Below are 19,632 nucleotides of genomic sequence, written 5' to 3' on the forward strand. Positions count from 1 at the left end.
ACCCTCTGCATAAATACTCTGTCTAACCTTGTATCAATAAAGTGAGAGGGAAATATCTATGACAATGTGTCAGCGTCTATCAAACGGATTCTTTGTTCTTGTATTTATCGCCACGGCAGTCTTGTCGGGTTGCAGTTCTATCAGCAAAGAATCGGAACAAGGGCAAGCCTTACCATTTTGTGTTCATCATAAAGATGAGGTGGAGCGGTTGAATACCTATGAAAAGAAGGCTGGCTATAAAGCCTATGCCTGCTCAGCAGATGGTGCCTGGGGAATGTGGTATGAGGTGAACTCACAGGAACAGGCATCAGCGAAAGCCCTGAAAGAGTGTGCCAAGTATGCGATGCCCGGTGGGGAGCCCTGCTACCTGGTAAAGGTAGGCAATAAGACAATCAAACCAATCGATGATGATAGACATCGGCTGGCTTCCAGCGCTGTTCTCCCAGAGATTCTCAATAACGCGAAATACAACAAGAAGCTGATTAAAGAGATCTATGTTGACTACATCAATGGAAAAAGACCCAAAGCTTTTGCTTTTTCAGAGAGTGGGCACTGTGCCAGTGTTGATAACGCCATTTCCGTAGAAGAGGCTGTCAGCGAAGCTTTAAAACGTTGTCACTGGAACTTTGAAGAAGGTGAAACACCACCCTGTCGAATCATTAATATCAATGGCGAGCCAGTTGATACAAGTAAATAGAAAAAATAAAGCCAGCGGTCATTATTGAGCCGCTGGCTTTATTTTTACGTGCATTACAAATGCCGTTTAGCTTTGTGCTTTCAGCAGATTGCCTAAGCGAGCCAGCAGGCTGATGCGATCATTCTGGCCTTTGTCAAGCCAGTATTCCAGGTTGTCAGCAGCCTTATGCTGTTCCTGCATACGCAGAGTCTTTAGCTCTTGCTCTAGCGCTTTCACTTCACGCTTTGCTGCTTTAAGGCGAATTTTGATATCTTTACGCTGTTTTTTGAATGCCTTTAATTGGTGCATTTCACTTCCTAATCTATTTACTTGATTGGCATTCAGCCGGTTACGAAGATTAACAGACCTGGCAGCACAAAGAACACACCAATTATGTAAGCAAATACAATACCCTTATTGCGGCTCGCCTTCTGCGCAAATACTCGTGCAGTCCGGAAAGGAATGGCACGCAACTGAGGAATGCAATAAATCAGCAGTACTGCACTTACGTTAAACAACAGGTGTACAAAGGCAATTTGCAACCCCTGCATAGCCATGGCACCAGTCACTGTTGTGGCTGCCAGAAGGGCGGTAATACAGGTTCCGATATTTGCACCCAGAGTGAAGGGGTAAACATCTTTCAATCGGAATACACCACTACCTGCCAGAGGAACAATAAGGCTGGTGGTTGTTGAAGAAGATTGTACCGCAACAGTGATCAGGGCGCCGGAAGCAATACTTTTCACCGGGCCGTTACCGATAGCTCTGTGAAGTAGGTCTTTGGAGCGGCCAACCATCAATACTTTCAGGGTGCTACCGAGCACACCGATAGAGAAAAATACAAATACCAGACCCAGCAGAGCCAGCGCTACACCACCGTAGTTTCCAGGAAGAAACGACAGCATATCGCCAATCTGGTGTACAACAGGCTTGGTGATCGGTTTTACAAAATCAAAGCCGCCCATATCCATACCGGAAGCATTGCCGTCGCCATAGAAGAAATGCGCCATAGAGCTGGAAAGCTTTCCGAGGAACCCTGTAGACATTTCTAACGGCATAAAGATAAAGACAGCCATCAGATTAAAGAAACCATGCACGGTTGCAGCAGCAAAAGAACGGCGGAAGGTTTTACGTGCTCCACCCAGGCTGCCCAGACTCACGAGAGTAGCAGTCATGGTTGTGCCAATATTCACACCAAGAATCATGGGGATGGCAATAGAGACTGGCAGGCCGCCACCCACAAGACCAACAATAATAGATGTGACTGTACTGGAGGATTGCACCAGTGCTGTGGCCATGGTGCCGATAATAAGTCCCATAAACGGGTTGGTGGCAAAGGCAAATAATTCTCGAGCACCTTCAGCGCCACCGGCAGCCCATTTAAAGCCGGTGCCAATCATGCCCACTGCCAGCAGCAGCAGGTAAATCATCCCAATAACGGTTACCCACTGACGGATATCACTGAGATTGATCCGGGTGGTCTGGACCGTTTGTGTCGCTTGCATTTGTCATTCCAGAAGAAAAATAACCCCTATCGGGTGCGCTGTGCACTTTATAAACATTTAAAAAGTACGCAATCTGGAGAGTGCGTAGATAAATGCGGTCAACCGTTGGAGATTTGTATGTTGTTTCGCAGATGATTTGTTTGGATGCGTTGTGTTAGCAATGTCTGTTGTGTTGGTAGGTGTTTGGCGTATAAATTTAATTTTGTGTTTTTAAACAAAGGGCTGAAACTCAGCCCTTTGTATTTTTCACTTCAATATTAGAAGTGAATCTTGGCGATTAAACTCAAACTCTTCTGGTCAGTTTCAAATGCTTCATCTTTGAAACCATATTTGTTTTTCCAATATGAGTATTCAACACCTAAATACACTGGCTTCGATGTATCAAAGTGTTTACCGACATTCCATTTGATTTGTGGGGTAAAGTTCATCTCTGCAGCATGGTTGTCTGCCGCGCTTGACCAATCCAGGAAACCGTCGATTAAGAAATCTTCGTTACCCAAAGAGAAAGGGTACGCCCATGAAACGGACAGCATTTCATCGTTGTCTTTCTCAAACTGGCTGTTTATCTCACCGTTATTTACTTTATAAACATTCAGTTTGAAATATTTGAAGCCTGGTACATCAAGGTTTACACCAAAGCCAGCCATGTAGTTATCAAAGTCGCTCTCACCTGAACTGCTTTCCCAAGTTGTGGCAACAAACACATCCTGAATAGGTCCCCAGGTTAATTTATTACCGGTTAAATAGCTGAGGCTCAACCTTGGACTGAATTCGAAGTAAGTACTGGAACTGACGTCTTTCTTGTCAGGATTGACACGATCAACGAAGAAGAAAGTGTCTCCCCAGTTGTGGCCGGAAGAATGCTCAAAGGTAACGACTTTGGCATCACTGGTTCGATCGTTACCTCCTCCAACCATTTCCAAGTCTTTAGACTCGAGAAGGGTCAGGCTGAAATCACTCCACAACTGTTTGGCTGAAACCGGTGCGGCAATGGTCATTGCAGCAAGGGTACCTGCAAGTACGTACTTTAGTTTCATTGTACTGCCTTGTGTTGGTTATGTGTTTATGTCGGCAACGTTTGCGTAAATAACTCGCCCCCTGCGAGCCATGCATTTACGCAAACGTTATCTGGAGACTTTGAGGTGAGATCTTTATGAAACAGCATCAAAGCGTACTGTTATTCAGCAGAATCACCAGCAAGTGGCCGAAATGCTAGAAGATCACTGTCACTGAAAAACATGCTATGCCGCTGGAATTTCAGGGGAGGGCAAATGCCTAGTTCTGCAAAAACGAGAACGGTTAAACACATTACTTTTATTGATAACTCAACAGTATTTGAATCCTTACTGAAGCTGATAGAATCCCTGCAAGATTAAATAATAATTATGAGAATGATAAAAAATGGATATCTCATCTCTGATTTTTTTAGGCTTTCTGGTTGCCATCGTAGTGATGGTCGTCAGCATCTATAACAACCTGGTAAGCAAGAGAAATGGCTGGCAGAACGCCTTTTCTCAAATTGAGGTTCAGCTTAAACGCCGCTATGACCTGATTCCCAATTTGGTAGAAACCGTCAAAGGTTATCTAAAACATGAGAAAGAAACCCTGGAAAATGTTATCGCTGCACGTAACCAGGCTTCACAAGTTTTGAAAGCTGTTGCTGGTGGTAAAGGCGATATTTCAGGCATCAGTGGTGCAGAAAAAGCTCTGGCCGGTGCCTTGGGGCAGCTGAATGTTGTAATGGAAAACTACCCGGACCTGAAAGCCAGTGCCAATATGCAACAGCTGACGGAAGAGTTAACCAGTACAGAAAATAAGGTTTCACGCGCTCGTCAGTTCTATAACGACTCCGTAACTGACTACAACACTTATCGCCAATCCCTTCCTGCGGTGATCTTTGCCGGTACATTTGGTCATACTCAAGATGCCAAATTGCTGGAATTTGAGGACAGCCAACAGATACAGGCTGCTCCTAAAATCAGCTTCTGATCGGAACCTGTTGTATGAGTTTTTTTCAGTGGCAGTCTGATGCCCGCAGGAAAACTGGCTTGCTGGTTGTATTGATGACTCTGGCTGTTCTGAGCCTGGTAGTCATGAGCAACCTCTTGTATGCCGGGCTTCAGATTTATAAGAACCCGGAGTCATCCTGGGCGGAGTTTTTAAATCTTGGTACTTTTTTAATCTCTCTGGCTGTTATTGGCTCAGTGGTTTTGGTTGCCAGCGTCATTAAAACCATCGCTATGGCAGGCGGTGGGGGCAGAGCCGTTGCCCGTTCCTTAGGTGGGCACCCCGTTGCACCAGGAGCTGATAAGTTTTTTGAACGGCGGCTGCTCAATGTTGTGGAAGAAATGGCGCTGGCTTCAGGAATGCCCGTTCCTGCTGTATATATTCTTCATGGTGAGATGGGTATTAATGCTTTTGCTGCTGGCTATAGCTTTAACGATGCAGTCATTGGTGTAACCAAAGGCACGATGGAGCTGCTGAGCAGGGAAGAGCTGGAAGGTGTAATAGCCCATGAAATGAGCCATATCGTTCACGGCGATATGCGCCTGAATATGCGACTGGTGGGCATTGTTTTTGGCATCACCATGCTGGCAGAGTTGGGTTATTTTATGCTGCGTTCTGCCGGGCATTCCCGATCTAAAGAGTCGGGTCCGGTAATGATTGGCGGCATTGGGTTGATGGTGATTGGTTATAGCGGTGCTTTTTTCGGCAATATGATTAAGGCGTCAATCAGCCGTACCCGTGAATTTCTGGCTGATGCATCAGCAGTGCAATACACCCGTAATCGTGAAGGGTTGGCAACGGCTTTGCAAAAAGTGGGTGGTTTTGCCTACGGTTCTTTGCTGGAATCGCCGCGGGCTCAGGAATCCAGTCATATGATGTTTGGACAGGCTGTATCCAGTTCTCTCTCGGGCATGTTTTCTACCCATCCCCCCCTTGAACAAAGAATCCGTAAACTTGACCCTCGTTGGGATGGAAGCTTTGTTGCTCCGGAGCCGGTAAAACCGGATATCACCACTGAAAAGAAGGAGCAAAAACGCTCCCAGATAAATCCTGCTCAAGTTGCCGGGCTTGCAAGTGCTGTTGGAGTGGTGGGTGCCTCATTACAAGCTATTGGTCAGCCCACCAAAGCTCATACTCAGAATGTATCATCCTTTATGGATAAGTTGCCTGTGCGACTGGTGAGTGCCTGTCGTCAGGTTGAGCGCTTTTCTGCGATTGCTATGGCGCTGATCTTATCTGACGACCAAGAGGTTCTAGCCCGACAGCTGGATATTATCCGCAAACGTTACGATCAGGATATTTTGAATCGGGCATTGGAATGCCTGGAAGATATGGAAAAGTGTGGTATTGAAGACCGCCTGCCTGTTCTTGAACTGTGTCTTTCCAGAGTGGCGGAAATGACGCTGAGCGAGCGTAATACTTTGATGAGTGTTTTGTACTCCCTCAGTCGTGCAGATGGTAAAACCAGCCCCCTGGAATGGGCATTAATCACCATTATCAGCCACTATTGTGAGAAGGCTTCTGAAACGATTTCGGTAGCACGAACATTCCATAGTTTGCAGCCGGTCAGGGATGATGTTGTACTGGTTATCAGTGCATTATTGGCCATGTCAAAAATGAAAGCCGACCAGCGTAACCAATGCTTTGAGCAGGTGATGACAAGTTTAAACTTTCTTGGTGTCAGCATACTCCGGAGCATGAATTACAAGCATTTGCAGCAGGCGTTAAAACGGTTAAATCGTTTGTGTCCTGAGGCCAAGGAGGATCTTCTGGTGGCCTGTTGTACTTGTGTAGAATTTGATGGACAGGTTGTTCCTTCAGAAGCTCAAGCCTTAAGGGCTATGGCATTGGTGATGGAATGTCCTATGCCGCCAATATTAAACTCGGTTCACTGATTCTTTTTCTCAAGTGGGGAGGTGGTTTGCTGTTGCTCTCCCCATATCCAGCTTGAGGGTGATAGTGATCCCAGCCATTTCGTGGCAGTTTCAATAACTCCTGCCTGACTTTCCGATTCAGGCTTTCTGACTTCATAGCAGGCAGTGATATCGACTGGCAGGCAGAATCTGGTACTTCTCAATTCTTCTTTATTGAGGGCTTTTACACCAGCGGTACCTGTCACATGGAGGGTTTTCAGGGTGAACTCATGGACGACAGGATACAAGCTAACGATAAAAGCCTTATCCTCAGCACCGTTTGAGCTCTGTTTTAATGAGCCAAACACCAGCTTTCTGAGATGCATATTGGGTACGATAGTGGCTTCCAAACGAGTATATATCTGCCCTTTATCACACGCCTTCCAGATTGCTGCAGGAGCTGTCAGTTCACTGTTCAGGTTGCACTGGCTGACCTCGACAAAGCCCATTCGAAAGTGAGCCGGTGTATCTGGCAGTGGATCATTCATGGCGTGATAGATGGAGCATTGGAAAGGTTCATCCTGCCTTCCTGATGTGTAAGCTGTCGTGTCATAGGTTTCAAAACAGGAGATGTCTGCGGCAACAGCTATTTCTTGTTTGTGGCCAATATAGGGGTATGAGAACTCTGTAATCAAAGTTGGGACAGGTTCTATATTCTCATCTATTGATAGCCTGAATTTTCCTGTCACGCCTTGCAGGACAAATTGTTTGTGGACTGGTGCAATGGCCTTATCGTCTGTACACATTCCTTTCCTGAGGCTTTGAAATGAAATATGGATCGATGACGATTGAATCTGAATTTCAGGTTCTTCGCGCATAGATACAGTAGGATCGGGAGTGATGGATGTGACAGTTGCGCCAAGCCCTTCACCTGCGGGCGGCGGTGTATGCTCAGGAATGCATGGTGGCAGGATGGTAAAACCTGCCTGCTGTATGCTGGTAGCGGTCTCGTCTGAGTATCTGTTCATTCCTATGACCATGGCAATGTTTTTCAGGAGAAAGCTTTGACCATGGCATTCTATTTTTGATTACATCTATGACTGACAGTGGTGACATAAAAACTAACATTTATGGTAAATGAAATTGTAATAATAGGCTGATATTTATACGTCTTGTTCGCAAAGGGAAAGTTCCGGGCAGGATGAATAATTGTGGACGCACTGTGATCCTGCACTAAAGTTTCCGACCATAAAAATAAGAACGGCGATTTCATGACTTTACACAGACACTCTGGTACGTCACTGATGCAAAATAATCTTCTGGCTCATGGCATCAAAGCTACAGTGCTGGCACTGGCTTTGGGTGCTGCTTCCGCTTCAGCGCTTGATGCTCCAAACCCTGACCCGAATCCATCCCCCAGTGTTCCTGAAACCGTTGGAACATGCCCGGATTACAAAGGTGCACTGAATTTGCCCGAGTTTCAGGGGCCAGAGAAAAAGCGTTTCCGCCGCTGGTCCAGTCGTTATTGGAGCGGTACGCACTCTCCTTACCACATGGTGCACGACGAGGTTGTGAATCCGGAAGAGGAAATCACGATTGTAGGGAAGTTCGACTACAGTCGTACGTTTCATAAGGATCTGGAGCAAGAATACGTCCATGCCTATGTATATGGTTCAGGTATGAGTAACTGGGATTACCTTGGCAAGTTCAAGACCAATGACGATGGCAAGATCAGTGTATCCCTTGGCAAAAAGCCTGCGGGTGAATATATCGTCAGAATGGTTGTTGAAGGTGATCTGACTCAGGCTGACGGCTTTGTTTCTGTAGTGCCCAAAGGTCAGGAGACAGTTCTCTTTGATATTGATGGCACCCTGACTCTGACAGATTTTGAGCAGGTAGGTGACTACCTCGGCACATCTACGGCCCAGACATGGGGTTATGCCAAAGAAACCGTTCAGGCTTATATCGATAAGGGCTATCGGGTGATTTACGTCACAGGGCGACCTTACTGGAATGCCCGTGATACCAGAGAGTGGTTCACCAAAGTTGTTGATCTTCCCCAGTGGCACCTGAGAACCAATAATGACGGTGGCAGCCCGTTAAGTTATGAGACCGAAACCTATAAGCGCGAATATCTGACCTACCTTCAGCAGGAGAAAGGTCTGAAAATTGTTCGTGCCTATGGCAATGCCAGCACAGATATCACTTCCTATGCTGACTCCGGTATTCCAAAGAGTGAAACTTGGATTATTGGTTCTAATGCCGGTAACCAGGGAACACAGGCCATTCATGGTGACTATAGCGGCCACTTCTTTGATGTGGTTGAAAAAACACAGGAAGCCGCCTGCCGTCGTTAAATCGTTTGTCTGATATGTTGTGAGTCTTATGTATAAGACTCACAACACTCTTTCCTCTCTTGCCTTTGCCCGCTACTGACGTAACACTTGTCGTTTATTAAAGTCCGTCATAAACGATCGGTTGTAATGTTAAAAATAATAAGCCGTGCTGTCATAGCTGTATCTGTATTCTTTGTTTCCGCAGTATTGATTGGGGCCTGGTATTTTTCCGGCCAATTGCTGTATCCCAATGATTACCCCTGCAATGCCGAGCACTACATTTTTTGCGAATCTCCTGCTCAGATAGGACTTAAATATGAGGATATTGGGCTTGAAGCTGAAGATGGTGTGAGGCTGAGTGGCTGGTTTATTCCTGGTCGTTTGGAAAACGCAGGTATTGTTCTAATTCATGGTCGCGGTGCCACTCGTCATGAGGGGCTTAGGGATGCTATTGCTCTCAGTGAGCAGGGTTATCCGATGGTGCTGATTGACCTCCGCAATTCTGGTGAGAGTGAACGAAGTTTTAATTCCATGGGTTTCCATGAGGCCAAAGATGTTCATGCTGCGGTCTCTTTTATGAAAGAGAAGGGTATCGATAAGATTGGTGTAGTGGGATATTCCATGGGGGCTTCCACATCAATTCTAGCGATGGCCGAAAATCCAGATATTGATGCTGGCTGGTTTGACTCTGGTTTTCAGGATCTGGATACCATTATCCAGGAGCGGGGCAGGAGTGATTATGGGCTGCCTGCCGTAGAGCAGTTCTCACAACTTGTTCGCTGGTTTTATGAAAAAAGGGGAAGTTTGGATACTGAGACCAGAACTCCGCTCAATGTTATAGCCAGCATTTCACCCAGGCCGGTGATGATCGTTCATGGAACGGCTGATAAAGTTGTCACTGTAAATCATGGTCAGGCGTTGTATAAGGCTGCTGCCGAACCGAAGTTTTATTGGGAGATTCCTGAGGGACGCCATACCCGTAGCTATCAGGCGGATAAGGAAAAGTCAGCAAGACTGATTTCTGATTTCTTTAATCAAGGCTTGTTAGGTCACTGAATTCACGCTAGGTATTAACGAATAAATCGTTAATACCTCTTGGTTTACTTGAACTTAAAACCGCCAACCATGTTTTTCTCGAGTGAGTTTATAGCGCGCTGTTATTTTGTCCCAGTCGTCTTCCTGTTGCTTGTACCAGACGTCGTCCCATTTCAAGGTTGATGTTTCAATGGCGGGTGTTGGTGTTGGTGTGCAGGATTTGTCATAAAAACAGTCTGCCTGTTCTTCCACCATTGTTAGAGTGGCAGTGCACATATATCTCCGTACAGGGCGAACCAACCCTTCTATACAGTTTCGGGTCACTTGTACTTGGGCAAAAGGATAATTGTCGTCAGAATCAACACTCTTGATGCTTACCCAGGTGTTATCGTTCTTATTCTTGCCAAAACGGTAGTGAAGATCAAAGTCTCTGTCAGTGCTGACAAAATTGAAGCGTAAGCGACCTTCTGATTTTTTCTCAAGTGATGATCCACGGCCAATAAAGACTGTTTCATTCGAAGGGATAAGGTGGTTTTGGTTATCAAAATCAGGGTTGGTTGAAAAATCTCCCATTTCCACCTGATCTTTTTTGTGAATCACGGGCGTAAATTTTTTGTACTGCAACGCGAAAGGGGTTTTGTTGACGATAACAACATCGCCTTCAAAATAACTCAGGTGTCCGGCGTTAACTGTGAAACTGATCGAACTAAGCAGTGCCAGTGCGAGCCAGGAGAATGATCCCGATATGATTTTCATTATCTTTGTTCCCCTTGTTGTTTGTTGAGACTATGACTTATAGTTGATCCCTTCTTAGATATTTCGATTGTTGTAAAGTTCATTTGTAACGTTTTTGCTGGGTCTATCGAAGTGGCCTCCTTATTTCCAGATGAAATAAATAATTGAAAAAGCAGGCCTTGAGTAAGGCCTGCAAAAGGTTTACTTGATTTTCTTGATGATCTCCATTCCTTTCTCAAGCACATCTTCCACAGTCGGTTGGTCATGCTCTGTACCAATGGAATCAATGATGGCTTTAGCCTGCTTGGCCGTGGATTTATCTTTGGCCATAGCGTCAAGCTCTTCTTCAGAGGGTTGCATACTCATCATTTGAATTTTCGGGGCAAGCTGCTTGTATAGAGCGCGACCCTGTTTCAGCTGTTCCAGTACAGTTGAATTGCTCAGGTCTTGTGCGACTCTTTCAGACATGCTGAAAACAACTGTTAAATCGCCGCTGGCTGCTGGTCCTGTGAAAGAACTGACAGTTTGTACAGCATAAGTAGGAAGACCTGTTGATGGTTCAAACACGTCAACCTGACTGCCACCTTCGATTGTCGGTGAAACCTGATAGACGAGAGCGATAGACTCTCCAGTGGTGCCTATGCCAAAAGTCAGTTGGCCTTTCTTACTGGTTTCCACTGAGGAGTAGCTGGCCCCCACGGTCAGAGTGCTGCCAGCGGGGATTGTAGCCTGAGTGCCTTTAAAGGTTTCATCGAAAGTGAAGCCGGTGTTTGGTGACTGCACTTGATGACCTTCAAATACCATGCTGTAAGGCGTGGTGTTCTCAATGGTTATCGTGTTTGCTGTAGCGGCCTCGGCAACTTCGAGATTAAGGCTTAGAAATGCCGCTATTGCCGGGATGGCTGCTTGTTGTAGTTTATTCATTGTGTTTACTCCCTTATTAATTGGTGTTGTGCTGCAAAGTGGCAGCGAGATTTAGAGGAAAGGGAGCGCTATAAGTTTCTCTAAATTATTATAATAAATAATTAGTTATTCTAATTGTTGTTGTAAGTTTTTGAAAATAAATTGAATTTCTTGGGTGAGGGAGAGATAACGGAGGTGTTAAGGATCCAGAATATTAGGATGGCGTTAAATTCAGGGCTTGAAAAAAAGGCCGGTTCCTTTGGGGAAACCGGCCTTTTTCGTTAGGAGCAGAGCTATAGATCAGCTGGCTTTAGCGATAATCGCGTCAGCCGCTTTCTGGTAGCTCTCTACCTTATCGAAGTTCAGGTAACGGTAAACATCGGCAGACATGCTGTCGAGGTTCTGGGCATATTCCATGTACTCTGCAGCCGTAGGAATCTTACCAATTATTGCACCAACAGCGGCCAGCTCTGCGGAGCAGAGATACACGTTGGCACCATCGCCTAAACGGTTCGGGAAGTTACGGGTGGAGGTAGACAGTACTGTTGCACCAGCATTTACCCGTGCCTGGTTACCCATGCACAGGGAGCAGCCTGGAACTTCTGTACGTACACCGGCCTTGCCGTAAATGTTGTAGTAGCCTTCTTCCATCAGCTGGTCTTTGTCCATCTTGGTCGGAGGACTCATCCAGAAGCGGGTCTTCAGAGGCTCTTTGTTCTGCTCCAGCAGCTTACCGGCAGCACGGAAGTGACCGATGTTGGTCATGCAGGAACCCAGGAACACTTCGTCAACCTTGTCGCCAGCGACATCAGACAAGGTGCGGGCGTCGTCTGGATCGTTAGGCGCACACAGAATTGGCTCTTTGATATCGGCCAGATCAATCTCAATGATCTCGGCGTACTCTGCATCTGGATCAGCACGCAGCTGCTGAGGGTTGGCCAGCCACTCTTCCATCTTCTGGGCACGACGCTCCAGAGTCCGAGGGTCACCATAACCTTCGCTGATCATCCAGCGCAGCATGGTTACGTTGGAGGTCAGGTATTCGGCAACAGATTCATCAGACAGCGTGATGGTACAGCCGGCTGCGGAACGCTCGGCAGAGGCATCAGACAGTTCAAACGCCTGCTCGGCAGTCAGGGATTCGAGACCTTCGATCTCCAGAACGCGACCAGAGAATGCGTTCTTCTTACCCGCTTTCTCTACCGTCAGCAGACCCTGTTTGATACCGTACAGAGGAATGGCATGAACCAGGTCACGGAGGGTGATACCAGGCTGCATTTCACCCTTGAAACGGACCAGAATGGATTCAGGCATATCCAGAGGCATAACGCCGGTTGCGGCTGCGAAAGCCACCAGTCCGGAACCCGCAGGGAAAGAAATACCCAGAGGGAAACGGGTGTGAGAGTCACCACCGGTACCTACGGTGTCAGGCAGCAGCATACGGTTCAGCCAGCTGTGGATGATACCGTCACCAGGGCGCAGGGCAACACCGCCACGGTTCATGATGAAATCTGGCAGGGTGTGCTGCATTTCTACGTCAACAGGCTTGGGATAAGCGGCAGTGTGACAGAAAGACTGCATAACCAGGTCAGAAGAGAAGCCCAGGCAAGCCAGGTCTTTCAGTTCGTCACGGGTCATTGGGCCAGTGGTGTCCTGAGAGCCGACAGTGGTCATCTTAGGCTCGCAGTATTGACCGGCACGTACACCTTCAACGCCGCAGGCCTTACCCACCATCTTCTGAGCCAGGGTGTAACCTTTGCCAGAATCGTTAGGAGCAACCGGGCGACGGAATACGTCAGTCGTGCCCAGACCCAAAGATTCACGCGCCTTTTCAGTCAGGCCACGACCAATGATCAGGTTGATACGACCGCCAGCCTGGACTTCATCCAGAATCACGTCGGACTTGTAGCTGAATTCGGAGATGGTTTCACCAGCTTCGTTCAGTACCTTACCTTCGTATGGGCGGATATCGATCACGTCACCCATGTTCATCTTGTCTACAGGGGCTTCGAACACCAGGGCGCCAGCATCTTCCATCGTGTTGAAGAAGATAGGAGCAACCTTGCCACCGATGCACACACCACCACCGCGCTTGTTAGGAACGCCGGGCATGTCGTCACCGAAGAACCACAGTACGGAGTTGGTCGCAGATTTACGGGAAGAACCGGTACCAACAACATCACCAACAAAAGCAACAGGCAGGCCTTTGGCTTTGATCTCTTCGATCTGAGCCATAGGGCCGGTTACGCCATGCTCTTCAGGGGTCAGACCATCACGGGTCATCTTGTAAGCAGCGCGGGCGTGCAGAGGAATGTCTGGACGAGACCAGGCATCAGGAGCAGGGGACAGGTCGTCGGTGTTGGTTTCGCCAGTCACCTTGAACACGGTCATCTTGATGCTTTCAGCAACCTTGTCACGCTTGGTGAACCACTCAGCATCAGCCCAGGACTTTAGTACTGCAGAAGCATTAGCGTTACCGGCTTTGGCTTTTTCTTCCACATCGTGGAAGGCATCAAACATCAGCAAAGTGTCTTTCAATTCGGCTGCGGCCAGTTCACCCAGCTGGGCGTCGTCCAGCAGCTCAACCAGAGTGGTGATGTTGTAACCACCGTGCATGTTACCCAGCAGGACAACAGCTTTTTCTTTATCAACCAGTGGTGATGTTGTTTCCCCAGAAACAACGGCAGCCAGAAAACCAGCTTTCACGTAAGCGGCTTCATCAACACCAGGAGGAATACGGTTTTCCAGAAGATCAAGCAGGTACTCTTCTTCACCTGCGGGAGGGTTTTTCAGAAGCTCAACCAGGCCAGTGACCTGCTCAGCGCTAAGAGGTTTAGGCGGCACACCTTCCGCCGCACGTTCTTCGACGTGTTTGCGATACGCTTCTAGCATTATTTTACCCTCATCAAGTGACCTGCGGGACGGGACTGCCTGACTCTGTCCGAGTGAGCTATGTCATCCATAGACCCTCACTGTAGAGAGGTGGGCCGGGCTGGCCCAGGGTAAATAAGACAGGCCACAGCTGAGGTTTTTGTGAACCCTGCTTGTGGCACTCTTGTTTATGGTAAGAGTGGTGCCTGTCTGGCAATCCAGTCCGTGGCAGTGCCTCGTTACTGAATTTGTCTTGTTCTCGGCGCCGAGAGTATAACCGAAGCCACTACCACAAGTTAAGTAAATGCCGAAATGATGGGTATATTTTCCGTGAATGTCCCCGTTTATCAAGGAGCAATTCTGGAAAAGAAGTTATAGATCTTATCCCCCCCATATCCAGTGACCCTGTCGGCCTGCAAAGCAACAAATAACCAGAGCATATCGTGCATAGCACGGGCCGCTAGCTGCTCATAGGGAGTTAACTGCTGAGCCTGCGTATGATTAATCGCAGAAAGCTGATGCTCGGTTACCGGTTGTTCAATATCTTCTGTTAACAGTGTGATCAGTGGCAGGTGACTATTTTCTGATTGGGTATTCCAGTCCAGGAAAACCATGCCGTGCTGATCATTCATGATTGTGGTGAGCTTGCCCTGAGCTGTCGTGGTAATTTTTGCTGGTTGCAATGTTTCGGGAGTGTTTTGTGGTAGCCCTTCTCCATGAGTGCTGGAAGCCAGATAGTCAGGAAGACTATGGATAATTTGTCGTGACAGTGGGTTAATGGTGAAGTGAATAAGAGGATCGTTATACATCACCTGATCTGTCCACCAGTAAACCGGGCTGGGTGCCATAAACTGGGCAACCAGAACCCGTTGCCCAGGTTCATTGTCACGCCACGCTCTCATATATAAGCGGTTACCACCGCCTTCAACAACGGGGTAGAGGCGAAGATAGGAGATACCAAGAGTGTTACACTTCTGGAACAGGTTTTTCCACGCAAAGTTGTCCGGTTGTGCGGGTTGGTGTGTTTGAAGCTCAGCTCCAGGAGTTGGAATAATGTCGATGACAGGCTCAAAGTTTCCGTCCAGTAACGGGCTTTGCAGAAAAACCTTAGCCAGAGAGTTGAGTTCGCTGTCTTCGAATACAATCTGCTGTTGCTCAAGCTTTACTGGTGAATTCAACATCAACACATTGGCAATGAGTTTGCTCATAACTGGCAGGTGGGCAGGGAGTTGCGACATGAATGTTGCAACAGGTGCTGACATATTGCTTTGGATCAGGGTGCTGCGCATCCAGGGGGAAAAATTTGTGAGTACTCCGGCACGGTAAAGGCCCGACAGTAGTGACTCTGAACTGATAACCTGCGTTAATGTTCGAGCGGAGAGCAAATGCCACATGGTGGCAGACAGGCTGGGCTTCCAGAAACGACTTGTTGGATAATCTTCACCGGCAAGAATGTATTTCAGAAATGGCCTTGCTGCTAATGCTACAAAAGAGGCTGCCGCGACTTTAAGGGCAGTTTCCCCCTCATATTCCAGTTTATCCAGTATGCCTCTTTGAACAGGAGGTTCTGGTATGTCCATATTGCGAAATAGGTATCCGGGAATCCATGAAGGTATGGCCAGCAGGCCTTTGTCACTTTCTTGTTTTTTTTCCAGATGAATTTTTACATCTTCGGCCCAGTCGGCCATGCCCTGAAAGTTGTCGTCTGCAGATGTCCAGCAACTTAAAAAGAGCAGCATGCAAAATTTTAAACGACACGGAAGCCATTTTTGGGGCATTGAAAGGGAGCCTCATCCTTTGGCGGCAGGAGTGCCGGAAGAACGAGTTTAGAAGGGTATTGGTGAAAGTTCCTGTGGAGGGGTGGAAATTCAGAAAATACTGCCCGGAAATAGAAAGTTTCCGGGCATAAGGAATGAAGATCAGCTGAGAACGTTCTCAAGAGGGTCCATGATATCTCTTGGCTTGAGAGTTAATACATCACACTCTACATGATGCAGAATCTGTTCTGCAGTATTGCCCAGCAGTGCACCTTTCAAACTGGTATTGGCAACAGTACCCATTACAATAAGTGGAGTATCCAGTCGCTTAGAGAGTTCAGGGATAAAGACTTCCGCAGGGCCTTCTTCAACATGAACATTCTCATCACTGATGCCGTATTGCTTGGCCAGTGGAATACAGTTGTTTTGGTAACGATCATGGGCATCCTGCTCAGTGTCTTCTCCGCTCAGCATCAGGCCGGGGTGCGCTGTACCCATATGAAGCTCAGCTTCTGCCACACCGGAAATAGCTCCTGCATATTCCATTATGACATTGTTCAGAATTTCGTGGCTGCTGTCGCCAGGGCAGGCATCAATGGCCGCAAGGATTTTCTTGCCATTCCAGCTCTCAGTGTTTTTAACGAGCAGAACAGGAACGCGGCATTGTCTGAGAAGGCTCCAGTCTTCAGGAGTTGAAACTATGCTGGCAATACCTTTTTCCTGTTTGGTCGCTTTTACCACCAGACTGCAGCGCTCAAGCTGGCGGACGTGAATAATGGTTTCAACGGCACTGTTATGCCATTGTTCACTACCGCTAATAGCCACGCCGTCTTCGGCAAAGGGTTGGATCATTGCATCCAGGCAAGCCTGGGACTCTGCATTGGCTCGGGGGTTTGGAGCCAGAACCACGATGGGAGTGTCGGTTGCCTTGGCAATCATAACGGCCCGGTTAAGGGCGATACTCGAAGATTTGCGGGTATCTACAACCACCAGCATTTTGGTTAGAGTGCGCATGCTGATCTCCTGATTATGTCCATTTGTTCTTAAGCGAGAGCCAGCCGAAGCTTCGACAACAGACCTTAGCAGCTTCTCATCGGTTCGTTTTGAATTTATGGTAGCTGGGGCTTGGGGTCAAACTATTGATCTAAATCAATTTTGCTTCGGTATATGTTGCACGAACGTATGTTTTTTTTGTTTAAAAAATAAACCGACCTGAAAACGGGTAAATAATGACTGTCGTATGATTGCGGCTGGTATAATACGCTGAAAAATAATGACCACAGAGGAAGAATAATATGACCGGTCAGCGTCGTTGGCTGTTACCTGAGCGGGATGAGTTTCTACTATGCCCAACACCGGAAAAATGGCTGCAACAGGCTGTTTTACAGCAAGATGTTCTCTTGATAGATCATGCCAACTGCGAAAAGAAAGCAGCGGCAACAGCTATTAATCTGATGTTTCGTTATACCGAGCATACCGATCTTCAGAACCGTATGTCCCGGCTTGCCAGGGAAGAGTTGCGACACTTTGAGCAGGTGCTGGCACTACTACAAAAAAGGAATATTCCTTACCGACCTCTGAGTGCATCCGGCTATGCAGGGAAAATGCGTGCCCATGTGTGCACTCATGAACCGGAGCGAATGATTGATACTCTTGTTGTGGGGGCCTTTATTGAAGCGCGCAGCTGTGAGCGTTTTGAAGTTCTGGCACCGCTGCTGGATGATGAGCTGAAGAAGTTTTATCTCTCACTGCTGAAATCCGAAGCGCGTCATTTTCAGGATTACCTGACTCTGGCTATGGATGCTGCTGGTTATGATCTGGCCGATCGTATCGCTGTTTTTGCCGAAGCGGATCGACAAGCTGTAGAAGGAATAGATGAAGAGTTCCGTTTTCATTCCGGTGTTATCAACTGATTAGACGGCTGAGGAAATATCTTCAAACCAGAGATCGGGGTGCTTGCAGATAAACGACTGCATGAGTTCAATACATCTGCTATTTTGCAACACCTCAATGTTTACACCTCGAGATTTAAGCAGCTCCTCGGTACCGGTATAGTTCTGGTTTTCTCCAATCACCACATGGGGAATACCAAATAGCAGAATCGCTCCTGAGCACATGTCGCAGGGGGAGAGAGTTGTATAAAGGGTGCTCTTTTTGTAAATGTCCGATGTAAGTCTTCCGGCATTTTCCAGAGCATCCATTTCTCCGTGAAGAATAGAGCTGCCTTTTTGTACTCGCTGGTTATGGCCCTTTCCAAGAACCTCCCCATTGCATACCAGTACTGAACCTATGGGTACGCCTCCTTCACAGAGAGATTTTTCAGCCAGTTCTATAGCCAGTTCCATATAGTCGCTCACAGAATACTCCTCAGAAACGTACGGCTTTTAGATAAGATAAAAGACAGCTCCAATAATGGCACCGCTCACCAATAGGTGCACAAGACAGAAACCCATGATATCTCGCGCCTTAAGTCCGGCGACGGCCAATGCAGGAAGTGCCCAGAACGGCTGGATCATATTAGTCCAGGCATCACCCCAGGCAATAGCCATGGCAATTTTTGCCGTATCAACATTCAACTCAAGAGCAGCGGGAATCAGTACCGGAGCCTGCACCGCCCATTGACCACCGCCGGAAGGCACAAAAAGGTTGACCAGACCCGCACTGAGAAAAGTGTAAAGAGGCAGTGTTTCAGTGGTGGACAGGGCTATGAATTGTCGGCTAATCAGATCTCCAAGACCCGACGACATCACAATGCCCATAATTCCTGCATAAAAAGGGAACTGAATAATAATACCGCCAGCGCCTTTGACACTTTCCGTGACCGCGTGCAGGAAACGTTTGGCATCGCCGTGACAGAGAATCCCTAGAATCAAAAATAGAAAATTCACGATATCAAGAGTTAAACCACTTCCGGGCTTTTGAAAGTAAATGACTGCATAAGTCAGTCCCATGACTACTGGTAAAATAGGAAGAAGACGACTGTGTTCCAGATTTTGGGCTGGAGTCATTGGTTGATCTTCAGGTACGGAGTGAACCCAGTCTGCGTGACCATTATCCAGTTTGCTGGAATCCACCGTTACCCGATCTTTGGCAGGTGGCATCATCAACCAGTTAATCAGTGGTAATACAACCAGTAAGGCGGCAAGAATGATCAGGTTATAAGGTGCCATTAAGGTTTTTGAAACTGGAATCACTCCCATCATGGATGACAGGAAATGATTCTCCGTTGCAATGCTGAGAGGAATAGAGCCGGACAATCCGCCATGCCAAACCAGGAAACCACTATAGGCACTGGCAATAACCAGCCGGTAATCAATATCCGGTTGCTGTCTGGCCATATGTCGGGCGAATAAAGAACCTGTTACCAGACCAAAGCCCCAGTTTATCCAGCAGGCAGCAATGGAAAATAGGGTAACCAGCACAATTCCCTGTCCAGATGTTCTGGCCAGACTGGCTGTACGTTGCAGAAGACTATGAACCGGTGGGGAAAGGGCAAGAATATAGCCGGTCACCAGTATCAATACCATTTGCATGGTGAACGGTATCAGCTTCCAGAACGAGTCGCCCCAGTACTGCACGATTTGCAATGCAGAGCTGTCGGTTAGGGTGAAACCCAAAAGGAATGAGAGCATTGTCAGCAACAGGCTGAGCACAAATGGATCAGGCAGGTAGCGCTGCATCAGCCGGTCAAAGAAAATGGTCAGTCGCTGCATAGATTCCCCCTTATGCCTTTTTCTGTATGGGCTTACAGGTTAGATGGCATTGGCGAGGGTTTTACTTATGTTTATTGTCAGATGCAGGGACAGAGCTGTTAGGAAAACCAGTCTATTGTTTAAAGGATGTTCGCCACTGTGTGGGAGATACGCGAAAAGCCGTTTTGAAATGCTTGTGAAACACTCTCTCTGAACCGAACCCCGCCAGCTCTGCAATCTCAGAGTAACGCTTCGAAAATCA

The 19,632-nt window shown here is 47.4% G+C and carries 18 protein-coding genes; 6 read left to right on the forward strand and 12 right to left on the reverse strand.

All coding sequences use genetic code 11. The annotated features are described in order from the left end of the window. The first annotated feature begins 58 nt into the window (after positions 1 to 58). Positions 59 to 697, forward strand: coding sequence for a hypothetical protein (locus tag ACY2RR_RS09855; RefSeq protein ID WP_490107974.1), 639 nt, complete (start codon positions 59 to 61; stop codon positions 695 to 697). Between the two features lie 66 nt (positions 698 to 763). Here the strand turns inward: ACY2RR_RS09855 and ACY2RR_RS09860 are convergent, their stop codons facing one another. From ACY2RR_RS09860 to ACY2RR_RS09870, 3 genes are all read right to left on the reverse strand, one after another. Further along, positions 764 to 985, reverse strand: coding sequence for a hypothetical protein (locus ACY2RR_RS09860; protein WP_490107975.1), 222 nt, complete (start codon positions 983 to 985; stop codon positions 764 to 766). 32 nt (positions 986 to 1,017) lie between these two features. Beyond that, positions 1,018 to 2,181, reverse strand: a complete 1,164-nt coding sequence (locus tag ACY2RR_RS09865; protein ID WP_490107976.1) for a Na/Pi symporter — start codon at positions 2,179 to 2,181, stop codon at positions 1,018 to 1,020. Positions 2,182 to 2,438: 257 nt separating this feature from the next. Continuing rightward, positions 2,439 to 3,218, reverse strand: coding sequence for an outer membrane protein OmpK (locus tag ACY2RR_RS09870; RefSeq protein WP_490107977.1), 780 nt, complete (start codon positions 3,216 to 3,218; stop codon positions 2,439 to 2,441). A 364-nt stretch (positions 3,219 to 3,582) separates the two neighbouring features. On the opposite strand from ACY2RR_RS09870, the gene ACY2RR_RS09875 reads away from it, so the two are divergent. Next, positions 3,583 to 4,170, forward strand: coding sequence for a LemA family protein (locus tag ACY2RR_RS09875; protein WP_490107978.1), 588 nt, complete (start codon positions 3,583 to 3,585; stop codon positions 4,168 to 4,170). 14 nt (positions 4,171 to 4,184) lie between these two features. After that, positions 4,185 to 6,083 (forward strand): M48 family metallopeptidase, encoded by a 1,899-nt coding sequence (locus ACY2RR_RS09880; RefSeq protein ID WP_490107979.1) that lies wholly within the window; start codon positions 4,185 to 4,187, stop codon positions 6,081 to 6,083. Here ACY2RR_RS09880 and ACY2RR_RS09885 read toward each other — a convergent pair. Further along, positions 6,077 to 7,069 (reverse strand): hypothetical protein, encoded by a 993-nt coding sequence (locus tag ACY2RR_RS09885; RefSeq protein WP_490107980.1) that lies wholly within the window; start codon positions 7,067 to 7,069, stop codon positions 6,077 to 6,079. The genes ACY2RR_RS09880 and ACY2RR_RS09885 overlap by 7 nt on opposite strands. A gap of 243 nt (positions 7,070 to 7,312) precedes the next feature. Here ACY2RR_RS09885 and ACY2RR_RS09890 point away from each other — a divergent pair, with 243 nt between their 5' ends. Together ACY2RR_RS09890 and ACY2RR_RS09895 are read left to right on the forward strand one after the other, a co-directional pair. Continuing rightward, positions 7,313 to 8,398 carry a lipin/Ned1/Smp2 family protein gene (locus ACY2RR_RS09890; RefSeq protein ID WP_490107981.1) on the forward strand — a complete coding sequence of 362 codons (1,086 nt, stop codon included), beginning with the start codon at positions 7,313 to 7,315 and terminating at the stop codon, positions 8,396 to 8,398. A gap of 126 nt (positions 8,399 to 8,524) precedes the next feature. Further along, complete coding sequence (locus ACY2RR_RS09895; protein ID WP_490107982.1) at positions 8,525 to 9,433, forward strand: alpha/beta hydrolase; 909 nt, start codon at positions 8,525 to 8,527, stop codon at positions 9,431 to 9,433. A gap of 54 nt (positions 9,434 to 9,487) precedes the next feature. Here ACY2RR_RS09895 and ACY2RR_RS09900 read toward each other — a convergent pair whose 3' ends face one another. The 5 genes from ACY2RR_RS09900 to ACY2RR_RS09920 all read right to left on the reverse strand — a co-directional run bounded on the left by ACY2RR_RS09900 (position 9,488) and on the right by ACY2RR_RS09920 (position 16,692). Beyond that, positions 9,488 to 10,168 carry a hypothetical protein gene (locus tag ACY2RR_RS09900; RefSeq protein WP_490107983.1) on the reverse strand — a complete coding sequence of 227 codons (681 nt, stop codon included), beginning with the start codon at positions 10,166 to 10,168 and terminating at the stop codon, positions 9,488 to 9,490. 180 nt (positions 10,169 to 10,348) lie between these two features. After that, positions 10,349 to 11,071 (reverse strand): hypothetical protein, encoded by a 723-nt coding sequence (locus ACY2RR_RS09905; protein WP_490107984.1) that lies wholly within the window; start codon positions 11,069 to 11,071, stop codon positions 10,349 to 10,351. A 279-nt stretch (positions 11,072 to 11,350) separates the two neighbouring features. Beyond that, positions 11,351 to 13,942 carry a bifunctional aconitate hydratase 2/2-methylisocitrate dehydratase gene (locus tag ACY2RR_RS09910; protein ID WP_490107985.1) on the reverse strand — a complete coding sequence of 864 codons (2,592 nt, stop codon included), beginning with the start codon at positions 13,940 to 13,942 and terminating at the stop codon, positions 11,351 to 11,353. A 326-nt stretch (positions 13,943 to 14,268) separates the two neighbouring features. Then, entirely contained in the window at positions 14,269 to 15,609 is a 1,341-nt protein-coding gene (locus ACY2RR_RS09915; RefSeq protein WP_490107986.1) for a hypothetical protein, read from the reverse strand. 231 nt (positions 15,610 to 15,840) lie between these two features. Further along, entirely contained in the window at positions 15,841 to 16,692 is an 852-nt protein-coding gene (locus ACY2RR_RS09920; RefSeq protein ID WP_490107987.1) for a universal stress protein, read from the reverse strand. 281 nt (positions 16,693 to 16,973) lie between these two features. Here ACY2RR_RS09920 and ACY2RR_RS09925 point away from each other — a divergent pair, with 281 nt between their 5' ends. Then, positions 16,974 to 17,591: a MiaE family protein gene (locus ACY2RR_RS09925; RefSeq protein ID WP_490107988.1), complete on the forward strand. Its 618-nt coding sequence runs from the start codon at positions 16,974 to 16,976 to the stop codon at positions 17,589 to 17,591. Here the strand turns inward: ACY2RR_RS09925 and ACY2RR_RS09930 are convergent, their stop codons facing one another. The 3 genes from ACY2RR_RS09930 to ACY2RR_RS09940 all read right to left on the reverse strand — a co-directional run bounded on the left by ACY2RR_RS09930 (position 17,592) and on the right by ACY2RR_RS09940 (position 19,608). Further along, positions 17,592 to 18,035 (reverse strand): nucleoside deaminase, encoded by a 444-nt coding sequence (locus tag ACY2RR_RS09930; RefSeq protein WP_490107989.1) that lies wholly within the window; start codon positions 18,033 to 18,035, stop codon positions 17,592 to 17,594. Positions 18,036 to 18,062: 27 nt separating this feature from the next. Continuing rightward, positions 18,063 to 19,391, reverse strand: a complete 1,329-nt coding sequence (locus tag ACY2RR_RS09935; RefSeq protein ID WP_490107990.1) for a short-chain fatty acid transporter — start codon at positions 19,389 to 19,391, stop codon at positions 18,063 to 18,065. Between the two features lie 112 nt (positions 19,392 to 19,503). Next, positions 19,504 to 19,608 carry a hypothetical protein gene (locus ACY2RR_RS09940; RefSeq protein ID WP_490108394.1) on the reverse strand — a complete coding sequence of 35 codons (105 nt, stop codon included), beginning with the start codon at positions 19,606 to 19,608 and terminating at the stop codon, positions 19,504 to 19,506. Positions 19,609 to 19,632 lie beyond the last annotated feature (24 nt).

This window comes from Parendozoicomonas sp. 2304DJ65-17, assembly GCF_058148445.1.